The sequence below is a fragment of the Rhizobium vallis genome (genome assembly GCF_003985155.1).
GTDB lineage: Bacteria > Pseudomonadota > Alphaproteobacteria > Rhizobiales > Rhizobiaceae > Rhizobium > Rhizobium vallis.
Genome location: NZ_ML133693.1, coordinates 108,345 through 130,499, shown reverse-complemented (window position 1 = coordinate 130,499; position 22,155 = coordinate 108,345). Strand labels below are relative to the sequence as shown.

Annotated in this window: 17 protein-coding genes; 5 read left to right on the top strand and 12 right to left on the bottom strand. The window is 57.7% G+C overall.

Annotated features, from left to right (window positions below; all coding sequences use genetic code 11):
- Positions 1–57: 57 nt before the first annotated feature.
- From EFQ99_RS21915 to EFQ99_RS21890, 6 genes are read right to left on the bottom strand one after another with little or no spacing between them, the layout of a single operon-like run.
- Positions 58–1,275 (bottom strand): DegT/DnrJ/EryC1/StrS family aminotransferase, encoded by a 1,218-nt coding sequence (locus tag EFQ99_RS21915; RefSeq protein WP_126923323.1) that lies wholly within the window; start codon positions 1,273–1,275, stop codon positions 58–60.
- Positions 1,272–2,243, bottom strand: coding sequence for an NAD-dependent epimerase/dehydratase family protein (locus tag EFQ99_RS21910; protein ID WP_126923322.1), 972 nt, complete (start codon positions 2,241–2,243; stop codon positions 1,272–1,274). The genes EFQ99_RS21915 and EFQ99_RS21910 overlap by 4 nt, the downstream gene beginning before the upstream one ends.
- Entirely contained in the window at positions 2,240–2,956 is a 717-nt protein-coding gene (locus EFQ99_RS21905) for an acyltransferase (protein WP_126923321.1), read from the bottom strand. The genes EFQ99_RS21910 and EFQ99_RS21905 overlap by 4 nt, the downstream gene beginning before the upstream one ends.
- Complete coding sequence (locus EFQ99_RS21900) at positions 2,946–4,049, bottom strand: DegT/DnrJ/EryC1/StrS family aminotransferase (protein WP_126923320.1); 1,104 nt, start codon at positions 4,047–4,049, stop codon at positions 2,946–2,948. Before EFQ99_RS21900 ends, EFQ99_RS21905 begins: the two co-directional genes overlap by 11 nt.
- Complete coding sequence (locus tag EFQ99_RS21895; RefSeq protein ID WP_126923319.1) at positions 4,046–5,083, bottom strand: Gfo/Idh/MocA family protein; 1,038 nt, start codon at positions 5,081–5,083, stop codon at positions 4,046–4,048. Before EFQ99_RS21895 ends, EFQ99_RS21900 begins: the two co-directional genes overlap by 4 nt.
- Positions 5,080–5,586 (bottom strand): acyltransferase, encoded by a 507-nt coding sequence (locus EFQ99_RS21890; RefSeq protein ID WP_126923318.1) that lies wholly within the window; start codon positions 5,584–5,586, stop codon positions 5,080–5,082. Before EFQ99_RS21890 ends, EFQ99_RS21895 begins: the two co-directional genes overlap by 4 nt.
- 612 nt (positions 5,587–6,198) lie before the next feature.
- On the opposite strand from EFQ99_RS21890, the gene EFQ99_RS21885 reads away from it, so the two are divergent.
- Positions 6,199–6,924: a LuxR C-terminal-related transcriptional regulator gene (locus EFQ99_RS21885; protein ID WP_425376284.1), complete on the top strand. Its 726-nt coding sequence runs from the start codon at positions 6,199–6,201 to the stop codon at positions 6,922–6,924.
- 124 nt (positions 6,925–7,048) lie between these two features.
- Here the strand turns inward: EFQ99_RS21885 and EFQ99_RS21880 are convergent, their stop codons facing one another.
- The 6 genes from EFQ99_RS21880 to EFQ99_RS21855 form a co-directional block, all read right to left on the bottom strand.
- Positions 7,049–8,875 (bottom strand): glycosyltransferase, encoded by a 1,827-nt coding sequence (locus EFQ99_RS21880; RefSeq protein ID WP_126923509.1) that lies wholly within the window; start codon positions 8,873–8,875, stop codon positions 7,049–7,051.
- A gap of 4 nt (positions 8,876–8,879) precedes the next feature.
- On the bottom strand, positions 8,880–9,923 hold the full coding sequence (locus tag EFQ99_RS21875; protein ID WP_126923316.1) for a UDP-glucuronic acid decarboxylase family protein: 1,044 nt from the start codon (positions 9,921–9,923) through the stop codon (positions 8,880–8,882).
- Between the two features lie 45 nt (positions 9,924–9,968).
- Entirely contained in the window at positions 9,969–11,456 is a 1,488-nt protein-coding gene (locus EFQ99_RS21870; RefSeq protein ID WP_126923315.1) for a sugar transferase, read from the bottom strand.
- A gap of 14 nt (positions 11,457–11,470) precedes the next feature.
- Complete coding sequence (locus EFQ99_RS21865) at positions 11,471–12,328, bottom strand: WecB/TagA/CpsF family glycosyltransferase (RefSeq protein WP_126923314.1); 858 nt, start codon at positions 12,326–12,328, stop codon at positions 11,471–11,473.
- Positions 12,329–12,723: 395 nt separating this feature from the next.
- Positions 12,724–14,850, bottom strand: coding sequence for a right-handed parallel beta-helix repeat-containing protein (locus EFQ99_RS21860; protein ID WP_126923313.1), 2,127 nt, complete (start codon positions 14,848–14,850; stop codon positions 12,724–12,726).
- Positions 14,847–16,166: an O-antigen ligase family protein gene (locus EFQ99_RS21855; protein WP_126923312.1), complete on the bottom strand. Its 1,320-nt coding sequence runs from the start codon at positions 16,164–16,166 to the stop codon at positions 14,847–14,849. The genes EFQ99_RS21860 and EFQ99_RS21855 overlap by 4 nt, the downstream gene beginning before the upstream one ends.
- 560 nt (positions 16,167–16,726) lie before the next feature.
- Between EFQ99_RS21855 and EFQ99_RS21845 the strand changes: the two genes are divergently transcribed.
- From EFQ99_RS21845 to EFQ99_RS21830, 4 genes are read left to right on the top strand one after another with little or no spacing between them, the layout of a single operon-like run.
- Entirely contained in the window at positions 16,727–17,677 is a 951-nt protein-coding gene (locus EFQ99_RS21845; protein ID WP_126923310.1) for a glycosyltransferase family 2 protein, read from the top strand.
- Positions 17,674–18,774, top strand: a complete 1,101-nt coding sequence (locus tag EFQ99_RS21840; protein ID WP_126923309.1) for a glycosyltransferase family 4 protein — start codon at positions 17,674–17,676, stop codon at positions 18,772–18,774. The genes EFQ99_RS21845 and EFQ99_RS21840 overlap by 4 nt, the downstream gene beginning before the upstream one ends.
- Positions 18,768–19,910 (top strand): glycosyltransferase family 4 protein, encoded by a 1,143-nt coding sequence (locus tag EFQ99_RS21835; RefSeq protein WP_126923308.1) that lies wholly within the window; start codon positions 18,768–18,770, stop codon positions 19,908–19,910. Before EFQ99_RS21840 ends, EFQ99_RS21835 begins: the two co-directional genes overlap by 7 nt.
- The gene (locus EFQ99_RS21830) at positions 19,907–22,111 is read left to right on the top strand and encodes a GumC family protein (protein WP_126923307.1); all 2,205 of its coding nucleotides are present in this window, start codon (positions 19,907–19,909) and stop codon (positions 22,109–22,111) included. The genes EFQ99_RS21835 and EFQ99_RS21830 overlap by 4 nt, the downstream gene beginning before the upstream one ends.
- Positions 22,112–22,155 lie beyond the last annotated feature (44 nt).

Genomic DNA, 22,155 nt, shown 5'->3' with positions numbered 1-22,155 from the left:
AAAGCGCGCATCAGATGATGCGCGCTTTTCCACATGCCGCAGTGTGCAGGCATCACTTCAGGCAGGTACGGCGTCCCGCTCGGGCTGACGGAGGGCGCCCCCGGTGCTGGCCTCAGCAAGGGCCTGGCGCAACGCCTCGACGACCCTGACGATATCGACTTCCGTCATCTGGGCATAAAGCGGCAGGATGACCGTTTGCTGCTGCGCCGAAACGCTTCGCGTCAGGCTGGTGGCGGCGCGATGGGAGCTCTGATCGGCATAGGCGCCTTCCAGATGAATGTTCATCACGCCGCGCCGCGTCGAAATCCCTTGATCCAGCAGCGCTTGCATGACTGCCCGCTGGTCGATTTCATCAGACAATCTCACGCAGAAGCTTTGCCAGTTGCTGCGAGCCCAGCCGGGCTCGGCCGGAATCGACAGGCCCGGGATCGTGGACAGTCCCTCGCAATATTGCGAGGCAAACCGTCGTCGCTGCGCGACCAATTCCGGCAGCCGCCGCAGCTGCACCCGTCCGACCGCGGCCTGGAGGTCAGTCATGCGGTAGTTGTAGCCCAGCTCATCATAATCTTCGAAGATCACCTGCTTCGAGCCGTGGCGGACAGCATCGGTGACGCTCATGCCATGCTGGCGCCACAGCCGGAATTTTCGGTCATATTCCGGATTCACAGTCGTCAGCATACCGCCATCACCCGTGGTGACGACCTTTCGGGGATGGAAGGAGAAGCAGGCAATATCGCCATGCGGCTTGCCGATCTTTTCCCAGCGGCCGTCCCACAGGATTTCGCTTCCCGATGCACAGGCAGCATCCTCAATAACCGGTATCGAATGGTGTTTGCCGATCTCCACAATCGAACGGAGATCGCAAGGCATGCCAAGCTGATGCACGCACAGGATTGCCTTGGTGCGGGGCGTGATTGCCGCTTCGATCAGCCTTGGGTCGATATTGTAGCCATCCGGCTCGATGTCGACGAAGACGGGCACAGCATCGCAGTATCGAACAGCATTCGCCGTTGCTATGAACGAATGGCTGACCGTGATGACTTCGTCACCTGGACCTACGCCGACCGTCATCAAGGCGAGATGAAGCGCCGTTGTGCAGTTGGAAACGGCGCAGGCGTGTTCGGCGCCGACGAAGGCCGCGAATTCCTTTTCAAAGGCCGCGACTTCCGGCCCCTGCGTCACCCATCCCGACAGGATGACGCGGCGCGCGGCCTCAGCCTCTTCCTCTCCGAGGACGGGCTTGGCGACGGGAATTGTGGATTGAGGTGAGCTCATGCTGCGGCCCCTCCCGCGGCGGTCTGCTGCTGCCACCAGGCAACGAGATCGCGAAGCCCCTGTTCCATTGATATTTCCGCCTTGAAACCGAGGAGCCGTTCGGCCTTGCTGATATCGGCGAGGCGACGGGTTACACCGTTGACGGTCCGGGCCTCTTTGTGCTGTGGCGCGTGTGAAACGCCCATGACGCCGCTCAGCATCTGAGCGAGCTCCAGGAGGCTTATTTCCTGGCCGCTCGCGACATTGAATACTTCGTCCGTGACGTCGCTCTTGGCGGCGAGAATGTTTGCCCGCGCGATGTCGCGTGCATCGACGAAGTCCATCGTCTGGCTGCCGTCCCCATAGATGAGGGGCGGCATTCCGGCCGCCAGGCGCTCCATCCAGCGGATCAGAACTTCGGTGTAGGCGCCGTAAACGTCCATTCGCGGTCCGTAGACGTTGAAATAGCGCAGCGCCACATAGCGCAGGCCGTACATTTCCGCGAAGCTGCGCAACAGCCCCTCGTTGAAGGTCTTGGCCGCGCCGTAGATCGTCCGGTTATTATAGGGATGATGCGCTTCGGTGGTCGGGAAGCTTTCAGCGAGCCCCAGCACGGATGCAGAGGAGGCCGCGACGACCTTCGACACGCCTGCCTTCACGGCGGCTTCAAGGACATTGAACGTGCCCTCGGCCAGAACGTCGAAGGCGAGCCGCGGGTCTTCCGCGCATTGCGTGATGCGGATCGCCGCCTGGTGAAAGACGATGTCGACGCCCTCGAAGGTTTTCGCCAGAAGCGCTCTGTCGCGGATATCGCCCTCGATGATGTTGACGGATCCGCTTGATATTGCCGTGCTGAGGTTGTCCCGGCGCCCGCGCACGAAATTATCGAGGACGATGATCTCGCGCGGTTTTTCCAATGCGACGAGATCGGCAATATGCGAACCGATCAGGCCGGCACCGCCGGTAATGAGCACCCGTTTATTTCTCATGATCTTCCCTCACGCGACATGTTCGTCATCGGATCATTCTCCGAACGCCAACGTATGAATTTCGCCGGTACACCCGCGGCAACCGAGAACGGTTCGATGTCGGAAACGACAACGGCCCCTGCTCCTACGATCGCCCCCTTCCCGATGGTCACGCCGGGAAGAATGGTCGCATTTGTTCCGATATCGGCCTCCGCACAGATGCGGACCGGCTTGATTTCGAGATCCGTGCGAATGATCGGCACATCGATGGGCAGCGCCGTGTGGGTCGAGCCAAGCACCTTGGCGCCTGGCCCCCACCCGACGGAATCCTCGATCACCAGGTCGCGGGCGTCAAAATAGGCCATCGGGCCGATCCAGACATTGTCGCCGATCACGCAGGTACCGTCGTAGCGTCCCTGGATATAGGCTTGTGCGCCGATGAACACCCCGTTGCCGATTTCGAACGTTTCCGGATGTTTGAAACCGACGCCGCCTGCGACCTGCAGCCCCGCGCCGCAGCTGCGTGTGATAGCTTGCCAGATGGCTCTGCGCATCAGCGCGTCGACGACCCCATCCCCTATCGCAAAGCGACCGTAGAGTTCGATCAGGCCGGCGCGTCCATAGGATTGCCTGAGCTCTTCGGCGAGCCCTGCCTGATAGGCTGGATCTGCCGGCTTCTGGCTGCGGCCGTGGACGGCTTGCACGACGCGAGCCTCGCGTGGATTAGCTGACATAGGCATACTCCAGCGCAGCCGCGACCTGATCGACGTGCTGTACGGGCATTTCGGGATAGATCGGCAAGGAGAGAACCTCGCGTGCGGCGGCTTCCGAGACCGGGAAGTCGCCGACCTTGTAACCGAGGTCGGCATGGGCCTTCTGCAAATGAACAGGGATCGGATAGTGCAAACCGGACGGAATGCCCTCTGCTGTGAGCACACGCTGCAGGCCATCGCGATCGCGGCTTCTGATGGCATAGACATGGTAGACATGCCGCCGATCGGCAACTTCGACAGGCGTTCGCAAATGCGGCGATCCTGAAAGCAGCGAGGAATAGCGGCGACCATGAGAACGACGGGCTTCGGTCCAGGCTTCGAGATGGCGCAGCTTGACGCGCAGAATGGCTCCCTGGATGGCATCCATGCGGTAATTGAAGCCCTTCAGCAGATGGTGGTAACGCTGCTCCTGACCCCAGTCACGCAGCATACGCATCGTCTTGGCCTGCTCGTCGCTGTTCGTGACGGCGATACCGCCCTCGCCACAGGCGCCGAGATTCTTGCCGGGATAGAAGCTGAAGCAGCCCGATGTGCCGATGCTGCCGGCGCGCGCGCCTTTGTATAGCGCGCCGTGCGCCTGGCAGGCGTCCTCGATGATCGGTATCCGGTGATGGTCGGCGATCGCTTTGATCGCGTCCATCTCGGCCATCTGGCCGTAGAGATGGACGGGAACAATGGCCTTGGTTCGGGGCGTAATCTTTGCCTCGAGCTCAGCCGGATCCATCGTGAGCGTCACGGGCTCGACATCGACGAATACCGGTCGTGCACCTGCGTAACAGATCGCCGATACGGTCGCGACGAAGGTAAATGGCACGGTGATGACTTCATCGCCGGGGCCGACGCCTGCCGCGAGAAGCGACAGGTGCAGGGCACTCGTCCCGGTGTTGAGTGCTATTGCATGTTTGACGTTGCAATAGTCCGCGAATTCCTGCTCGAGGCGGATGACTTCCTCGCCCAGTACGTATTGCCCCGAGGCGAGCACGCCGAGCACGGCGGCGTCGATTTCGCTCTTGATCGATTGATATTGTGCCTTCAGGTCCAGAAAGGGGATCATGCGATGCGCCTCGCCTCTTCGAGCTCGATGATACGACCGCGCTGGGCGAGCGACCGGCTTGCTGCTTCAAGGATGCGAACGACACGCAGCCCGGCCTGGCCGTCTGCAATGGGGCGCGAATTCTGCTCGACGCACTCGACGAACTGATCCAGCTCGCGTTTCAATGCCTCGGTCATATCGAGCTTGGGCGCCCACATGTCGCCGCTGCGGTAGCCGACCATCATCTGATGGACCTTCTCGCCATACGCATCGGAATTGGGGCACATGGTGATGCCCTTGTCATAGACCTTGATCTTTTCGCTGGGCTCCAGATCGTCATAGACGATCATCTTGTTGCTGCAGCCGATCAGCGTGCGGCGGACCTTGACCGGGGCAAGCCAGTTGACGTGTACGTGGGCAATAAGCTTGCTTTCAAAGAAGAGCGTGAGATAGGCGATGTTCTCCGGCTCGCCGAGCACATGGCTCATGCCCGTCGCTGAAACAGCCACCGGCTTTTCCTGCACGACATGATCCAGGATGGAGAGGTCATGCACCGCGAGGTCCCAGATGACGCTGACATCATGCTGGAACAACCCCAGATTGACGCGAACGGAGTCGTAATAATACATATCGCCCAGGCCGCTATCGACCAGTTCACGCATCTTGCGGACGGCGCCGGTGTGGACGAAGGTATGATCCACGGCCAGCACGAGGCGTCGACGCGCGGCTTCCTCGACCATCCGTGCGGCTTCGTCAGTCGTCGATGCCATCGGCTTTTCGACGAAGACATGCTTTCCGGCCATCATAGCCTGCATTGCGAGCTTGAAATGGGTCGAGACCGGTGTTGCGATGGCGATTGCATCCACTCGCGGATCGGCCAGAACTTCCTCGAATTTATCGGTGATCGTTATTGCGGGATAGCGCGCTTTGACGGCCGCCAGCCGTTCTATATTGAGATCACAGACTGAAATGAGCTGCGCCCCGGCCGCTTCCGAAATGTTGCGAACCAGATTCGGACCCCAATACCCATACCCAACAACGGCGATACCGATCATCGCATTTCTCCCAACGCTTGCATGTTGACTGATCGGTCATGAACGTGACCGATGATCCTGGCCGGAACGCCGGCGACAATGGCGCCGGCAGGCACATCCTTGGTTACGACAGCGCCCGCGCCGACCTGTGCGGCCTCTCCGATGGTCACGCCAGGCACAATGGTGGCGTTGCTGCCGATCGACGCGTGGCGCTTGACCAGAGTGGGCATGACAACCCAGTCGGCTTCGGTCTGCAGATTGCCGTCCGAATTGACGGCGCGCGGATAAAGATCATTGGTGAACATGACCCCGTGGCCGATGAAAACGCCGTCTTCCAGCGTCACGCCTTCACAGAGGAAGGAATGGCTGGAAATCTTGCAGTCTTTTCCGACGAGGACGTTTTTCTGGATTTCAACGAAGGTGCCGACGCGCGTTCCCGCCCCGATCGTGCAGCCGTAGAGGTTCACTAGATCTCGATGATGGATGACGCAGCTATCATCCAGCTTGACGTTCGATGCAATCATTACGCCTGCACCCCTTCAACAAGCCCGCTGTGGGCTGAAACCGACAATCGCATGATGCGTTCAAGGTTTCATTTCAGCAGAACAAACTATTTCTTTCCATCCAAAAAGAATTGTTTTCTCTGCCCAAGTAAAGGAACAAAACGGTTAAGCTCATGCTCCTAAAGGCGTAGGCGCTTACGAAGGTTGGATGATGATCGCGTGCTGAAGTTTATGATCAATGCTCACAATCGGCGACAGATCACGCCGCACTCGATCTCGCTCATAAACCGAAGACGAGCTTGGTTTACATGGGTTTAGCCAAGCCGACTGAATATATATCACGACTTCATATATAGACATGAAGATGACTTAGAGATGAAAGGATCAATTTGATAAATACGACTACTTACAGCTTTTTATGGGACTTAAGTCTTGGGGTAGCTACTATTAATTACTATGAGAACTGCGGGAATTTGGTATTAAATCAGCACTATTGGTAATAAACTCCCTTGTTCGCGGGGGTGTGTGAACATTCGCCTTTTGGTTTAGGCGTGGAAAAAAACTAGGGAGGATCGGGCTTTGAACTCGGTAACTATAAACCACAGGCAAGAAAACATATCTCTTCCCCTGGAGATGGAAAACGGTTCGACAGTGCTTGCCCGGTCGGCCGGTCCAAAGCACTCGCTTGTCATTCTAGACAAGAGAGAACTTGATCGGCATTGCCTTGCGCAATGCATGTCCGGCCATACGAAGGATTTCCTTGTTCTGGCGTTTGGATCAATTGAGGAGTGGAAGCTCAAGCGCGAAGAATATCCTCCACTTTCGGCAATCATCTTGAACGTTGGCGGCAGGATGGTCGACGAACCTGCCGTTTCGGAGCAGATCAAGAACCTTTCATCTGAATTCGCGTCGACACCGGTCATCATATTGGCTGATAGTGACGATTTCGACCAGATCGTGAGAGCGATCGACTATGGCGCCAAGGGTTACATACCGGCCACCGTCAGCATCAGCGTCTGCATGGAACTGATCGCGCTGTCGGTAGCAGGAGGACTTTTTGTGCCCGCAAGCGCCCTGTTCGCCATGCGTCACCTGCTGCAGTCGAACAACACGACGGCGCATCCTATGGCCGGGATATTCACGGATCGCCAGGCCGAAGTCGTCGCGGCGCTGCGGCGCGGAAAGGCGAACAAGATCATTGCCTATGAGCTCAACCTGCGGGAAAGCACGGTCAAGGTCCATGTTCGCAACATCATGAAAAAGGTCAAGGCAACGAACAGGACCGAGGTTGTGTTCAAGCTCAACGATCTCTTTCCCGATAGTCTCTCCGGCTCCGGGATGAGCAGAGAACTGTGCTGATACGCCAGCAGAGACCTGTCGACATGCATGAAAACAAAAAGCTAAAGCGCGTCACATGAATCCAGCTCGATGTGACGCGCTTTAGCGCGCCGTTATGTCAGGCGCTCAAGTCAATTGCCGGCGGTCACGAAGAAGGCCTGGAAAGCGCCATTCGGATTCTGCGCAGCCGACCTCTTTGTGAGCGGGGGACCATGCCCCTTGCAAGATACCTGACATATCCGAACTCCGGCAGAGGCGGCACGTTCGGTCTCAAGCTGTTCAGGTGCAGTTTGATCATCAGGCTATCCATGCCTAAGTAGAATCGCAGGGGCCAACTGAGATCACGTTTGACGTGTAGAGTTCCCGCAAGCTCGCCAGTTTCGTTCGCGGCAACGGGGACATGACGCAGAGCGTTCGCAAGATCCGGCTTCTGGCAACGCTCGAGAATATCGGCAACCCATGAAAACCATTCGTGATCGCTCCGCTTGGGAAGCTGGTGGATGCTTTTTCGATCTTTCCGTTGACCTCCTGAAGCAGCCCGCTTGCCTCGACCCGGTTGCTCGAGGATGATGCGCATGCGCCTGAGTTCGTCGTGGGACAGGCTCGGATAGAAGTCGTGTAACCTCCGCGCCTGCTCAAAATGTCCCTTGCAGACCAGGGCAAGGAGGAAATATGCCCATTCCACAGGATCAGGGTCGCTCGCCCCATAGTCGATCATCGTTATCTTGATCAGATTCACCATAAGGTCATAGGCGTGATCGGCATCGCCCTCGCGCAATGCGCAGATGGCAAGACGGAGTTTGGCTTCAGGCAGGTAGGACACATAGTTCAGGCAGTTGAGGTAGCATTGCTTGGCCTCTTCCACCCTGCCCTGCTCAAGCAACAAATCGCCCTGCTTCAGCAAGGCGCGATCGCTCGCCTCACCGACGATATGGACGCTCTCCCGCTGCGAGATGCGTTCGACCTTTATGAGATCGCTGAAAGGTCCGGGCTGGATGATCTTTTCGCCGGATCGCAGACCTTTGTTCAGCATGAACCATTGATATATTTGGGGTCTGTGGCTCAGCGTATGACGCGAGTGGACCAAATTATAACCCGCTGCCGAAATGCGCTGGATCTCGGCGGGATGGGCAAAGAGGTGTTCCAATCGTTCAACCACGTCATGGTGGCCGGTAAAGACACAATTCTCCATATCGACAAAACCGGCGGCCTCAACGGCTGCCGTCCGTTCCGTCAGTAGACAGGCGTGTGCCCCGGGGATCTCGAAATGCTTGCGTACGACCTCGCCGCCCGCGGTTCCACATGTGGGGACGACGAAGCTCGCGTTGAGGACGCGCGCATAGGCTTCTCCCGCCAATAATTGGGAGGCAAGCTTGCTCTCATAGCTGTGTTGCGGCGAGACCAGGCAGGGATAGTGGTCGCGGATGATCGGAAAAACCTTTTGCCGCCAGGGGTAGAGCCCGTAGACTTGGCCTGTGAGCGTGACGGGTATGACCTTCTGCTGGCCATAGTCGCGATAGACATCGGGATCGATGAAGTTTGGCCAGACGAACAGGTTATCCCTGAGCTCCGGCATATATTCGGGAGTCATTGTTCCAATCGAGAAATATGTCTCGATGCCCCACTGCTCCATATCGGAAAGGAAGCCACTGCGCCGGTCGCACCATGGATCGGCATTGTGAAGTCCCAGTTTCGGAACGCCGACGTCAGCACTTGTATTGGAGATTTTTATCCGCCGCGAGCCGTGTGACCGGTAGCCGCTCTCAAACAGCGTCAGATCCGGTTCGTGCCTTTCGCATATCTCCGCGTAGTCGCAGTCACGGTTGACGACGACGACATCGAAGTGCGTGCTGAGGCATTTGACCTGCTGCTGCATATGCAGCAGCAGGTAACCGGCTGCGTTCGCATTGGGCTGATGATCCCATTGAAAGAAAACGAGCTTCGGTTTGCGATTGGCGTCGATACTATTCATGTCCCTATCGCGTGGCTTCCGAAACAGGAAGACCGACGGCCGGAACAGGCAGAGGCGTATAAGCCGTTTGCGCAGGTCTTGCGCTGGGCATGGTCCTCGATCCGCCGGAGAGCTTCCACTCGAAATAAGCGATCGTTCTCTCAAGCCCTTCACGCAGGCTTACTGTCGGCTGCCAGCCCAGTTCTTGTTTTGCGCGGCTGATATCCGGTTTGCGCTGCGTCGGATCGTCGATCGGCAGAGGCTTGAAGACAATGCCTGACTTCGAGCCCGTCATTTCGACGACCATTTCGGCCAGTTCGCGAACCGTGAACTCCCCGGGGTTACCGAGATTGATCGGACCTGTAACCCCAGCCGGCGTGCCCATCAGGCGAATGAAGCCTTCAATCAGATCATCCACATAGCAGAAGGAACGTGTTTGCGTACCGTTTCCGAAGATGGTGATCGGCTCGTTTTGCAGCGCCTGAACGATGAAATTGGAGACGACGCGACCGTCATTGGTCTGCATGCGCGGCCCGTAGGTATTGAATATCCGCGCCACCCGGATTTCCACGCCATATTGACGATGGTAGTCGAAGAAAAGCGTCTCGGCGCAGCGCTTGCCTTCGTCATAGCACGCCCGCGGGCCGATGGGATTAACGCTGCCTCGATACTCCTCGGGTTGAGGATGGACTGCCGGATCGCCATAGACCTCGCTCGTGGATGCCTGGAAGATCTTCGCCTTGGTGCGTTTGGCCAAGCCGAGCATATTGATGGCGCCGTGCACATTGGTCTTCACGGTCTGCACGGGATCGTGCTGATAGTGGACCGGAGACGCCGGGCAGGCGAGGTTGTAGATCTCGTCGACCTCCACATAGAGCGGGAAGGTGATGTCGTGGCGGAGGATCTCAAAGCGAGGATCGTCAAGAAGATGCAGCACATTGTCGCGCGAACCGGTGTAGTAATTGTCCACGCAGAGGACGTCATTGCCCTCACGCAAAAGCCTTTCGCACAGGAAAGATCCCAGAAATCCGGTGCCGCCGGTAACCATAATTCTCTTGTGTCCGTGCATTGGTGTGCTCCGTTGTTGATGATTGCCTTCAAGACGAGAAACAGGTCAGCAAGCTCCCTTGCCCCTTAGGACCGCAGGAATGGTGCTGAGAAGGATGTGCCAGTCGAACCACAAGGACCGGTTGTCGATGTAGAACTCGTCGAGTTGCTGCTGCAGCTCGATATCCGCATTGCTTCGTTCGGATATTTGCCAGAGTCCCGTGAGCCCCGGCGTGACGGACCGGCGCTTGTCTCGAAATTCGCTGTCCATCGCCGAAAGGTGATACTCCGGAAACGGACGTGGTCCGACGAAAGCCATCTGGCCCGCAATGATGTTTGCCAATTGCGGGAGTTCGTCGACGCTCGAAGAGCGCAGCATATGTCCGATAACCGGAAGGATGCGCGGATCGTCCTTGAGCTTGAAGTGGGTCTGCCACTCCACGCGCATGGCAGGATTGTCTCGAAACAGTGCTTCAAGGCGCTGTTCCGCATCCTGGTACATCGTCCTCAATTTCAGAACGTGCACGGGCTTGCCGGACCGTCCCTCCCTGGCGTGCCGGAAGAAGACGGGGCCGGGATCGATGGCATAGATTGCAGCCGCTGCAATCGCGATGAATGGCGTGACCACGATCGCTGCAGGGATGGCGATTGCGAGATCGAAGATCCGGCGAACCAGATCCGAGTTGACCGAACTGCCGCCGGTGGTGAGGCAAATACCGATCTCTCCGCCGACCTCCGCAGGTCGCAATCCGCTTACCTTGAGGTTCGGAGTGTCGCACAGCAAGATGACTTCGGCGAACTTCCGACGCATCGCCGCCAAGTCAGGCACAAGCGAGTCTGCGTCGCCCGCAATGATGGCAATGGATGGTCCGCCATCGGGCAAGGCCTCCAAAGTATCGGAGGAAAAGGGCTCCGGCCTGATGCCGGACTGCCAGTGATCCTTGAAATGCGCCACGAGCGCGGGAGTAAGGTTGCGCCCTGCTATGATAACCGCGCGCTCCCCCCAGATTCCAAGTCTGAAGCACAGGACTCGTGCAAGCCACTGCACAAGTGGCTGAACAATCAGCCCGAGACCGAGGAACACAATAGTGACAAGCAGCAGTCGGTCCGCCTCCGGCAGGATAATTGCTCCGCATGCCGTCAGGACAGCCACCTTGACGGCAGCTATGCTGCGCCGCCGCAGATGTTCGTGCTCATGCAGCCGATATCCAGGGTAGAGGCCGGCGGATGCATAGAGAACAATCGCAGCCAGTGCTGCGATCGTGAACGCACGCTCCATCATCGTGCCCTCCACGCCAGCGGGGAGAAGGGACAGCAGGACAAAATAGGCAATCAAATAGCTCGCAACGTCGCCGGCAATCAGAAAGGACGATGTTGCAAGCCGGGGGAATCGGCGCCGTAGTCCGACCGGCGGATTCAACCCTGCCCCTGCAAAGGGATCGGCGGTCTTGGCTGCGATGGGCGGGACGGAACCTGTCGGCATCGCCCGCGACGTCATGTCATTTGATTTGGATGCCTTCGAGCGGCCTGTAGTCATCGCTGACGGTGCAAACATGACGCTTTACTCCTCTACTGCATTTGTCCCGACGCACCCGATCCAGAAATGGCGTCTTCGATTGGAAATTTCCGAAGTCCCAGTCTCTGGAATGCTGTTAGTGAGATGAAGGCCGGCACGACGAGCGCATAGCGCCGCCACAGCCGTCGCGGCTCGCACAGAAGACGAAACGCCCATTCGAACCCGCTTCTTTGAATGAACCTCGGAGCTTGCCGCTTGAGGCCGGCGTGGAAATCGAATGCAGCTCCGACGCCGATGAGCATCGGTGCATCCAGACGATCGCGCATGCGCGCCATCCAGAGTTCCTGCTTGGGACTGCTGAGCCCCACCCAGATGATATCGGCGCCGGATCGATTGAGCCGGTCTGCAACCTCGGCTTCCTCTCGCGGTGACAGTTTATGAAAAGGCGGTGCATAGGAGCCTGCTATCTCAGCTCCCGGGAATCTCGCGAGAAGGCGCGCCTGTAACTGCTGCAGCGTCTCTGCCGTTGCGCCATAAAGGAAGTGGCGTATACCCTTCGATGTGCCGGCCTCGAAAACAGACAACATCAGATCAGGTCCGTAGACCCTGTCGCTCTCCAAATGGCCGGCACGCTTCAATGCCCATACCAACGGCATGCCGTCGGGCGTCACGAGAAAGGCCCGGTTATGGATCGACCGGAGCTCCGGATCTTCCTGACACCTGATGACGCCGTGTGCGTCGCGAACGCACACATATTCCTTCCTGCCGTCTTCGATCGCCTTTTGAATAAATCCCGTCGCACTTTTGAGATTAACCGCCGAAATGCGAACCCCAAGGACATTGGTCCATCCCATGGAGTCCTTCGGATTAAGAGCTGAAGTCTGTCGGCTTTCTTCTTGTTGCTTTCTCATGACATGCGCTTTCGCGTTCTAAACTGTCATTAGAATATGCTTTCAAAGCGTTTGCCTCCATACTTGCCATTCCAACTATTGGACGTAGATGAGACTTCATATTTCTACGCCTTACGCTGCGATAAGTTACAATATTAGAAGTAAGGTAATATACCCCTACTCCTTGCACTGTTGCTCTTTTGGATGAGCACCGTCCTGAAAGAGCGGTTTGCTCTTCTCAAGCCGCGAGAGACATGGGGAAGCCACAGGCGAGATGACGGCCCCGGGTTGGCGAGCCGTCAGAGCTGTCCGACAGAACCAAGCAGGTTTCCGGGTCCGGATTTTGGTGCTTATACTTTGTGTCGGCGTATATCTGGGAAGCCGGCGCAGGAACGCGGCGTCGCTGCGCCCTTTTGCTACTCAGCCGGCGCGACGACGCTTCCGGTGTCCGCCCCAGCCTTCTGAAGATCCAGTAAACTGCCAAATTCCCCTGAACGCATGATTTCCGGATGTATTCGGAAGCTCTTGTCGTTCAAATTGCCGATGTAGCGGTTATGCGCGAACTCTACGTATCCAGGCCCATTGTCAGGAGCGTAGACGTAGGCTGCAAGCCCACTGCTACTGTCGATCGACACGGTGTTGCCCTCGATACGATTAGGGCCTGCCCATGGGGGATGCCAACCCCTGCCGGTACTGTCATCTACGCGAAAAGGCACGCCCGATCCGCCGGTGATGACGTTTCCCACCACCAGGTTGCTCCAACCGCCGTTGATACCGATCGCCGCGATGTTGCCCGAGAGGGTATTTCCCTCGATACGCAGCCCGCTCGCCTTCCCATCCGTATAGATCGCCCAACTGATAGGAGACGGCCATTCGTTCGTATTCTCATATCCGGGAGGCCAGAATGTCCCATCGGCCCTGTTCATGAGTTGATCGGTGCCGGTAACGAGATTGGAGCGGATAATGCTCTTCAGAGAGTCGCCCTGCTCGCCCATCATCTTGATGGCGCCGCCATCCGCCGTCTGCTGATTGGCGTTATGGATCACGTTGTGCTCGATGACAGCGTTATAGACGGCGTCATTGGAACCCCATAGCGAACCTCCTGATATTCCGAACTGCGCCGTGTTTTCGATGAGGTTGTCGGCGATCCTGACATCGTCAGCCGCCTGAAACCATATTCCGGCGGTTTCAATGTAAACCCTTCCGATGTCATGGATATGGTTCGAGAGGATCCTGGCGCCGCTCGACTTGAGGAACGTGCCATAATTTGTGCCGACGTAAATTCCGTTGCCAGCCACATCCGCAATCACATTGCCGGCAATCAACGCATCCTTGCTTTCCGACACATGGACCCCGACGCCGACATTTTCGATAGTGTTGCCGAGAATCTTGACGCCTTCAGCGCGTTCGATCCTTATTGCGCCAAACCCTCTCGTCTCCGTATAGAACTTGCCGCTGCCCTGAGGAGATCCATCTCTCAACTCGAGCCCTGATATAACCATCCCGCTGGCCCCATCCAATTTGAAGAATGTCGGCAGAACGCCGGCAACGACTACGGAATTGGATAGAGCCTGATCGACAGGGATATAATAAAGCTGGCCCGCGGCAAGGTCGTACCACCACTCACCGGGAGCATCGAGCAAGGCCTTGGCTCCGGTCAGGAAATAGCGGCTGCCTTCTGCTGTAAAGAAATAGCCTGTGCCTTTCGTATGGACAGTCCGGCCTGCTGCGTCGATGGATTCCACTGGGAGCGTATCATTGCCCCACTGGCTTCCAGGTTGATAGCCTCCAACGATGTTCACGACCAGTCCACTTGTATCATCCACTGGGGGGAGATCGCCGGCATGGAAACAAAAGCGTGTGTTTCCTTCCCACATGTCGATGGCAGGCTCGCACTTCGCGGCAAACAACCATCCCTTGCGTGGATCGCCATTAGCGGGAGCGTTTGGGAAACGAGCCCGGGTTTGGCGGATCCCATTGACGAAGAGGTCGCCGACCCCTTCATCCGGCGGCAATTTCAGCGGCGCCGTCCAGCGGCCATCAGCCTGCTGTGCCCAGTTGTCCAGGCGCGGGCCCCCATGCAAGATCGGTGTTTCATTGCATCTTGCCGTGAGGATCAAACCCGCATCGCGGGCGTCAAAGACGATCGGCTGAGCAAGGTAATAATCGCCTTTCTCAAGCGCGATTGTGTTGGCGCCGCCCTTCTGGCGGGCAGCATCACGAGCTCTTTCAATGCTGGCGAAAGGGCCGTCGCCCCCCTGCTGATTTGCGCTCGGAAGGAGGCCGCTCCAGGTGTCTTTGCCATCGGGAGAAACGTAAAATATCGTCCGTGCCCCGGTGCTGCCGCTCAATAGGCCGCTTAAGGAAGTCCCGTTCAACTCAGGCGACAAAGTCGCGGAAGCTTCCGCACAAGTCGCCTCCCTGACAAGCATCTGAAGGCGCTCGGGCACATCTATCTCCGTCCCGACCGCAGCCGGATTGCCGGACTGCGGAAAGAGCATGACAGGCAAAATGCTCAGGATCAGTCCAAAACGCCGCCTCATGAGATCTGCAGCCCGCTCGTAAGGCCAGGCGACGGCGCCTGCAAAGGTCGCGAACGGCTGACCGAAACGACGGGCGCGTACAGCGAAAACATGATGATGGTTGCGGTGAACAGGATGAAGATGGCGTCGTTCTGAACCAAGAAAAAACTCTCGGTCAGATTCATCACCAGGATCATGATCGTAAGCACATTGAGCCACAGCCATCCGTACTGCGGGTCATGACATTGAAGAACCGCGCCCTGGTGGATTGCATGGAGAAGCATCAAAACAAACGGGACCATCCCCATGACTCCAAAGCTCAACAGGATATCGCGGTATCCATTATGCGCGTGGGGCGCCGCCCATCCCAACATGAACCACATGTGCGTCGCTTCGGGGTTATCGATTGTCCAGAAAGCCTGGTAACCATAGCCAAGCATCCAGCGAGCGGTTATTTCGCGATCAACCAGCTCCCACAATGGCACCCGACCCGTCAAAGTCGCGTCCTTGCCGAGCGCTTCAAGGGCCGGAACCAGGAACTCGTGAAGCGAGATCAGAATGCCGATAGCCAGCTGAACGAAAAACAGGACGATGACGACGCGGCCGATGCTGCTGCTTCTTTGCAGGAGGGAATAAAAGCCGATCAGGCAAAACGCCGCTGACGTTGCAATGATAGCGGTCATCGATCCGGAGCTTGAAAGGCAGATGATACCCGCTGCCAACAAGACGAACGCGGTTCGCCGCAGGCCGAGCGTCCCGTCCATCAGTACCGCCGTCGCCACCAAAATCATCAAGCACGCGTACCAGCCCAGAACGTTCTTGTGAATGAAGACGCCCCGCATAGCACCATCCGGCATGCTGGCGAGACTTGGTGACACCACGGACATTACCACACTGAGGAAGATACAGCCTCCGAAGGTCACGAATAACAGGAACAGCAACTGCCTCGGCGTGAAACGTATCGCCAGGACGTAGGAAAGAAGCATGCAAAACAAAAGGGCGATTGCGCGCCTCAAGCTCGTTGTAGCGTCTATTGACCACAGCGTAGACAGAAACGGCATGACAAGGATCATTGGAACGATCAGATTTCGCTTGAGCGCCAGTAAAAATTGCGGAAAATTGCGTATCAGGATAATAATTGTAAATACATATACGGGAAAACAAGGAAGTCGCAGTATAGACTTGGCAGATTCGCTGAGCGCTCCGTCGGCATCTGCCAGGATAAGCGGCAGAAAAGCGCCTGCCTGAAGAAAAATGGATATGCCGGCGCCCCAGCATTCTATGGCTCGCCAACTGATGGTTGGTCCGCCGGCTGTTCTGAGCTTTTCTACTCTCATTACCCGTCTCGACTGACTTGAACAGAAAAGCGACTATTCATCGCGTCGGCCTTCGTGGGCGCGCTGCTCTCAAGCAATCATCCAGCCGCATCCGCAGTCAACCTGTCCTAGTGAAGGTCGGGCTACGCCTAATGCACCTTCGCTCCACCCAAAGGCGATGTTGCGCTTAAGCTTTCAGCCGGCATTACCCAAAAGACGGGTCTTCATGCCCGCGGGATTGCCCTTAAGAGCAGATGTTGCACGTGTCCGTTCACCGGTACCGTGACGATGAATGTCTTGTGGTCGGTAAGCCGCGGCTTCACTGGAATGAGGCAATAATTCTGACAGAGGCTCTCTCTGCAGTCGAAGCCTGGAAGGTTAGGATTGCTATGTTTCTGCGTCATGATCCTAGTTCTCTATGCGACACGACGGGCGCCCCACTCGTCGTGGCACGGTCAGTGGTGATCCCATCGGCTCTGCGCGAGATACTGTTCGGCCGAGAAGGGATAGAGGTCGACCTCTTGAGCAACTTTGCACCGCTGCACAGCGGTGCATCGCGGCAACCCGCCTGAGGGCGCGCCATGGAGCGGCCGGCCGTCAGTGTCCTCATCAATAATTACAACTACGCTCGCTTCATCGGGCGGGCGATAGACAGCGTGTTGAGCCAAGACGCTGGCAATGTCGAGATAATCGTCGTCGACGACGGCTCTACCGACCAGTCGCGGTCTGTTCTGGAAGCGTATGGCAGCCGAGTGAAGGGGATCTTCCAGGAGAACGGCGGGCAGGCCGCTGCGATCAACACGGCTGTCGCATCAAGCATGGGCGAGATCCTCTGTTTTCTCGATGCCGACGACTGGTGGGCTCCGGGCAAGCTGTCGGCGACCGTTGCAGCGTTCCGCGCAAACCCTCAAGCATCGCTCGTCTATCACCGGCTGCAGCCGACACTTGTCGATGGCACGCCGACTTCCAAGCCGATCCCTCGGACCCTGTGTTCGGGCGCCTTGTCGCCGCTGCTCACCAGATCGGCCGGCTGGTGGCCTTTTCCGATGACGTCAGCCGTCGCGGTACGACGTAGCGCGTGGAATGCCGCGGGCAACATTCCCGAACAGTTCCGCATATCAGCCGACGCCTGGCTCGTGGGGATCTATCCGTTTCTGGGGGACGTCATTGCCATGCCGGATCCGCTGGGATTCTACCGCATCCACAATAACAACTGGTATCGCTCGGCCGAGGATGCCACCACGCTCAGGAGGCGGATGACGCACTGGCAACGTACCGTTGAAGCAACGAACCTGTTTCTCTCAGCCCATGAGCTGCCGGCAAGACTACATCTGACGGATCACTATCCCTATCACATCGCGTCGGCAAAGCTGCAGGGAGCCGATGCGCGCACCCGTTGCAAGCTTGCCGTCGAAGGCCTCTTCTTTGCCGGCGAACCAAACCTGCTCAGGCGGATGCGCGATAGTTTGCGTTCGGCGCTCGGCCTGTCACGGCTTGGCCTGGACATCGGCTTGTCGGAGGCAGCGAAATGAAGGCGCTGCTTTTGGTTTCCGAACTGGAAGACTACACCATTTCCTTCGCCAGCGGCGTTGCCCAACACCTGAACGTCGTGCTTGCTGTGCCGCGCCGGCGCTATGCGCATCTCGCCTCTTCCATCGATCCGGCTGTCGATCTGCACCTTCTGGACTGGCCGAGGCACCGTTCTCCCTCCAATCCCTGGTTTCTGTACGAGCTTACACGTCTGATCCGGCGGGAGCAGCCGAACCTCATTCATCTCCTCAGCAATTCTACACTTTGGCTGAACCTCGCCGTGCCGTTCTGGCGCCCGATCCCGCTTGTGACGACCGTTCATGACGTGCAAATCCATCCCGGCGATGCCGATACGCGCACGCTGCCCGGCTGGGCTCCTGAATTGATGGTGAAGCAATCCGGACATCTTGTCGTCCACGGCGAGGGACTGAAGAGGCTGATCCTCGATCGATATTCAAAATCGCCGGACCATGTCCACGTCCTGTCGCATCCCTCCATCCTTCGCTACGCGGAACTCGCGCGGCGAGAGAAAATGACGCCGTGCGAAGCGGATGGGACTATCCGCGTCCTGCTCTTCGGACGGATTTTTGCCTACAAGGGCCTCGAACATCTGGTCCGGGCCGAGGCGATGCTCAAGGACGCGCTTCCCAACCTGCAAATCACGGTCGCAGGCCGTGGCGACAATCCGCTGATATTCCAGCAGCTTATGGGGGATCCCGGCCGCTACGATATTCGCAATCGCTTTATCGAGGATGCAGAGGTCGCCCAGCTTTTCCTCGATACCGACATCGTCGTGCTTCCCTATACGGAAGCATCTCAAAGCGGAGTGCTCAACCTCGCCGCCGCGTTTGGCAAACCCGTCATCGTGACTGACGTCGGCGAGTTGCGGGACACGGTTCAGCCGAATGGGTTGGGATTGGTGGTCCCTCCCGGAGATGCCAAAGAGCTCGCCGCAGCTATCAGGACATTGGCAGACAACGGTGCGCTTAGAAGCATTTTCGGTGACAACGCGCTCGAATGGGCCAAGGGACCGAATTCGCCTGAACGGGTCGGCGCCCAGGCGGCAGCGGTTTATCGGGAGGTGGTCGGATCATGCTGATGGAGGCCATCACGGACAGAAATCGAATGGCTGCACGGAGAGCGGCCAGCGTTCGCCACTATGTTCCGGGCGGCTGCGAGAACGGCGGCGGCATTGGCAGGCTGGTCGGCTATATAACAGAGACAGCGAAAGAGACCGGCACGAAACATTTCATCACCGATACCAGAGGGGCTCGATGGTCGAAGGTGACGTCACCCGCACGCCTGCTCGGCGCCATCCTGACGATGGCAAAGGACCGGATCGTTGCGCCGGCCCGCATTCACCATATCCATATTGCTGGCCGCGGCAGCACCACCCGAAAACTGATCCTGACGGAGGCTGCCCGCCTGTTCGGGTGCTGCCACATATTGCACCTGCACGATTACGATTACGCCGGCGACTTTGCGCAACGCTCGCTGCGTCAGCAGCGGCTCATACGTCGGATGTTTCAGAACGCCGATCGCGTTGTGGCGCTGGGCGAGCGCGATCGCATGACCCTGACGACACTTCTTGGCGTTGACGAGCGCCGCACCGTCGTCGCAAATAATTGCGTCCCCGACCCAGGAGCGCACAATATCCGCGCCGGCCAGATACCGTTGATCGTATTCCTTGGCCGGTTGAGCGAACGCAAAGGTGTCAGCGAGCTTCTATCGGCCCTGAGCCACCCGGTCATGAAAGAACTCCCGTGGCGGGCTGTGCTGGCGGGCGACGGGCCTGTCGAGCATTATCGCCGCCAGGCTGACGGCATGGCGCTTTCAGATCGGGTAGAAATGCCTGGCTGGCTTGACGCCGGCGAGGCACGGGCCTTGTGTGCGCGTTCAGACATCCTAGTCCTGCCTTCGCACGCCGAAGGTTTGGCGATGGCCGTACTCGAAGGGCTGTCCCATGGGCTCGCGGTCGTTACCACGCGCGTTGGGGCGCATGAGGAAGTCATTACCGACGGTGAAACCGGGATCTTCGTCCCCGTTGGAGATCCGAATGCCCTGGCTGCCGCCCTGGCGAAGCTGGTGTCCGACCCTGAAATCTGCATCCGCCTCGCGGCCCAGGGGCGCGCACATTACCTCAACCACTTCAGCATGAGGGCCTATATGCGGTTGCTCGAGAGACTTTACGAAACCGTTTCCGCGAAACCTCAAACAATGGTTGGCGCACGATGACGATTTCCACTCTTCCGCCGGACCGCAATCTTCCGATTTCGTCGATGCGCTACGATCCTCGCTTTCAGGTTGAGACCAAGGCGGACCAATTCGATCTGGCATCCATCTTCGGCCTCATCAGGCGAAGAATGATCATGATCATTGCGATATCAGTGCTGCTGATGGTGCCTGCGGCGATCATGATTTCGGGATTGAAGCCCACTTACCAGGCCTGGGCCCGATTGATTATCCACCAGCCTCTCGCGACATCACTTGGTGCGGATGATACCAGCCGCAGTGATCCACTTGACGTGAAATCGGAGACTGAGCGGCTTCTATCCAGAGGCATCGCGGAGCGAGTCGTCCGCGACCTGCAGCTTAACGCGCTGCCGGAATTCAATCCGGCGCTGCGGAAAACCTCGTTCATTGACAGTATCCGGGCAAAGTTGCGCAGCCTGTTTGACACGAAAAAACCGGCATCGCCGGATCGAGAAAGTATCGAGGCGACCATCCCGGAATTTTATCAAGCACTCGGCGTGTGGCACGACGATAAGAGTGAAGTTATCCAGATCAGCTTCACTGCCAATGATGCTGAACTCGCAGCCGCGGTTCCGAACCGGCTCGTCGGCATTTACCTCGATGAGCGGAAGGGCAGTGTCCACGGCCGCCTGGATTTTGCGGGGGAATGGATCCGACAGCGCATCTCCGAGCAGCAACGCCGCGCGGATATTGCTCGCGACGCTGCCCGTAACTATCAGGAATCGATGGACATCGTCTCGAGAGAGGACGCTCAGGAGGAACGTATCAAAACGCTCCTGGAGATCACCGGCCGCGATGCGAAGATCGAGGAAAGTCGGGTTGAGGTAAAGGCGACGATATCCGCGCTGGAAGGAACGGATAGCGCTTCGGTTGCGCTGCAGAACATCGTCTTCCCCGACAGCATTACCACTAAGCAACGCGATCTTCACGCACAGGAGCAAGATCTCGCCCGTCTTCTTGAGACATATGACGGCAATGCCGAGGCCGTGGTGGATTTACGTCGGAAGATCGAACAATCCCGTATCGATCTCGACCTTGCCAACAAGAAATATCTCCAAGCCATGCGCGCCAAGCTCGCCGCACTCGATCATGAAGCCAACGCAGTGCAATCCATCTTGGTGGTTGCTCAGGAAAAACGCACACGCGATGCCTTGGCGCAGACGGAATTGGCGCGCCTGCAGCGTATTGCGGAAAAGGAACAAGCGGCACTCGACAAGCTTGAGGACCAGCGCCGTGACCTTGCCGCCAGGGCCATGCTGCCGGGGGCGGAACTGGAGGTTTTCTCACCGGCTTCAGTGCCGCTCGTGCCACAGGGCCGTGGACGGCTTTTCTATATGATGGGCGCCCTCTTGGCTGCAATCTCGGCAGCCGTAACGGCTGCTTTCGTGATCGAAATGTGGGACCGGACGGTCCGGAGTTTCGACCAGATAGCTGGAATAGGTCGCACAATACCGGCTGGACTTATCCCCCGTCTGGCGCGGAGGGAAAATCCGAAAACGATGTTCGGACATATGCAGGTCCCGATGTTCGACGAAGCAATCCGGACCATGGTGCTTTCACTCAAGCAGTCCAATGGCGGCAAGTTGCCGAACAGTATCGTCGTTACCTCGGCTCACAGCGGAGAAGGCAAGTCGCTTATCGCGAGATCGCTGGCCATGGAACTTGCCGCCGCCGCAATCCCGGTGCTGCTGGTCGATGGCGACCTTCGACGGGGAAAACTCGATTCGTTTTTCAGGTCGGGGTTGGTCTACGGACTGAACGAATTCCTGAATGGTTTGGCCGATCTGCGCGACATCGTCTATCGCCATCCAAGCGGCGTCGCCTTCATTCCATCCGGAAAATTCAGTCTCCAGCGGCGCGCCGGTTCGAATGGCTTCGCAGAAATCATCGAGATGGCGGGCGCGGCCGGCCGGATTGTCATCTTCGACAGCGCGCCAGTGCTCGCCTCGACAGACACCGTGCATCTGACTGCCCTGGCGGAAAGAACACTAGCAGTTGTCAGGTGGGGAAAAACGAGCCGCCGCGCTGTCGAGTTCAGCCTGCAGCAAATGAAAAGCTCACGAAATTCGGACATCATCGTCGCGATCAACGGGGTCGATCCCAAGAAACACGCTTTGTATAACTTCAGTGACTCCGAGCTTTTTTCGAAATCACTGATGAAGTACTACAAACTAGAAGAATAAATACATGAACGTTAGACGTCTGCTTCTGCACTAGTATTCGAGTT

Bases quoted from the DNA above. Each gene is read 5' to 3' on its own strand.
- EFQ99_RS21910 (WP_126923322.1), bottom strand. From the start codon at position 2,243: ATGAGAAATAAACGGGTGCTCATTACCGGCGGTGCCGGCCTGATCGGT.
- EFQ99_RS21845 (WP_126923310.1), top strand. From the start codon at position 16,727: ATGGAGCGGCCGGCCGTCAGTGTCCTCATCAATAATTACAACTACGCT.
- EFQ99_RS21870 (WP_126923315.1), bottom strand. From the start codon at position 11,456: ATGTTTGCACCGTCAGCGATGACTACAGGCCGCTCGAAGGCATCCAAA.
- EFQ99_RS21905 (WP_126923321.1), bottom strand. From the start codon at position 2,956: ATGTCAGCTAATCCACGCGAGGCTCGCGTCGTGCAAGCCGTCCACGGC.
- EFQ99_RS21885 (WP_425376284.1), top strand. From the start codon at position 6,199: ATGGAAAACGGTTCGACAGTGCTTGCCCGGTCGGCCGGTCCAAAGCAC.
- EFQ99_RS21860 (WP_126923313.1), bottom strand. From the start codon at position 14,850: ATGAGGCGGCGTTTTGGACTGATCCTGAGCATTTTGCCTGTCATGCTC.
- EFQ99_RS21855 (WP_126923312.1), bottom strand. From the start codon at position 16,166: ATGAGAGTAGAAAAGCTCAGAACAGCCGGCGGACCAACCATCAGTTGG.
- EFQ99_RS21880 (WP_126923509.1), bottom strand. From the start codon at position 8,875: ATGAATAGTATCGACGCCAATCGCAAACCGAAGCTCGTTTTCTTTCAA.
- EFQ99_RS21875 (WP_126923316.1), bottom strand. From the start codon at position 9,923: ATGCACGGACACAAGAGAATTATGGTTACCGGCGGCACCGGATTTCTG.
- EFQ99_RS21890 (WP_126923318.1), bottom strand. From the start codon at position 5,586: ATGATTGCATCGAACGTCAAGCTGGATGATAGCTGCGTCATCCATCAT.
- EFQ99_RS21865 (WP_126923314.1), bottom strand. From the start codon at position 12,328: ATGAGAAAGCAACAAGAAGAAAGCCGACAGACTTCAGCTCTTAATCCG.
- EFQ99_RS21895 (WP_126923319.1), bottom strand. From the start codon at position 5,083: ATGATCGGTATCGCCGTTGTTGGGTATGGGTATTGGGGTCCGAATCTG.
- EFQ99_RS21915 (WP_126923323.1), bottom strand. From the start codon at position 1,275: ATGAGCTCACCTCAATCCACAATTCCCGTCGCCAAGCCCGTCCTCGGA.
- EFQ99_RS21900 (WP_126923320.1), bottom strand. From the start codon at position 4,049: ATGATCCCCTTTCTGGACCTGAAGGCACAATATCAATCGATCAAGAGC.
- EFQ99_RS21835 (WP_126923308.1), top strand. From the start codon at position 18,768: ATGCTGATGGAGGCCATCACGGACAGAAATCGAATGGCTGCACGGAGA.
- EFQ99_RS21840 (WP_126923309.1), top strand. From the start codon at position 17,674: ATGAAGGCGCTGCTTTTGGTTTCCGAACTGGAAGACTACACCATTTCC.
- EFQ99_RS21830 (WP_126923307.1), top strand. From the start codon at position 19,907: ATGACGATTTCCACTCTTCCGCCGGACCGCAATCTTCCGATTTCGTCG.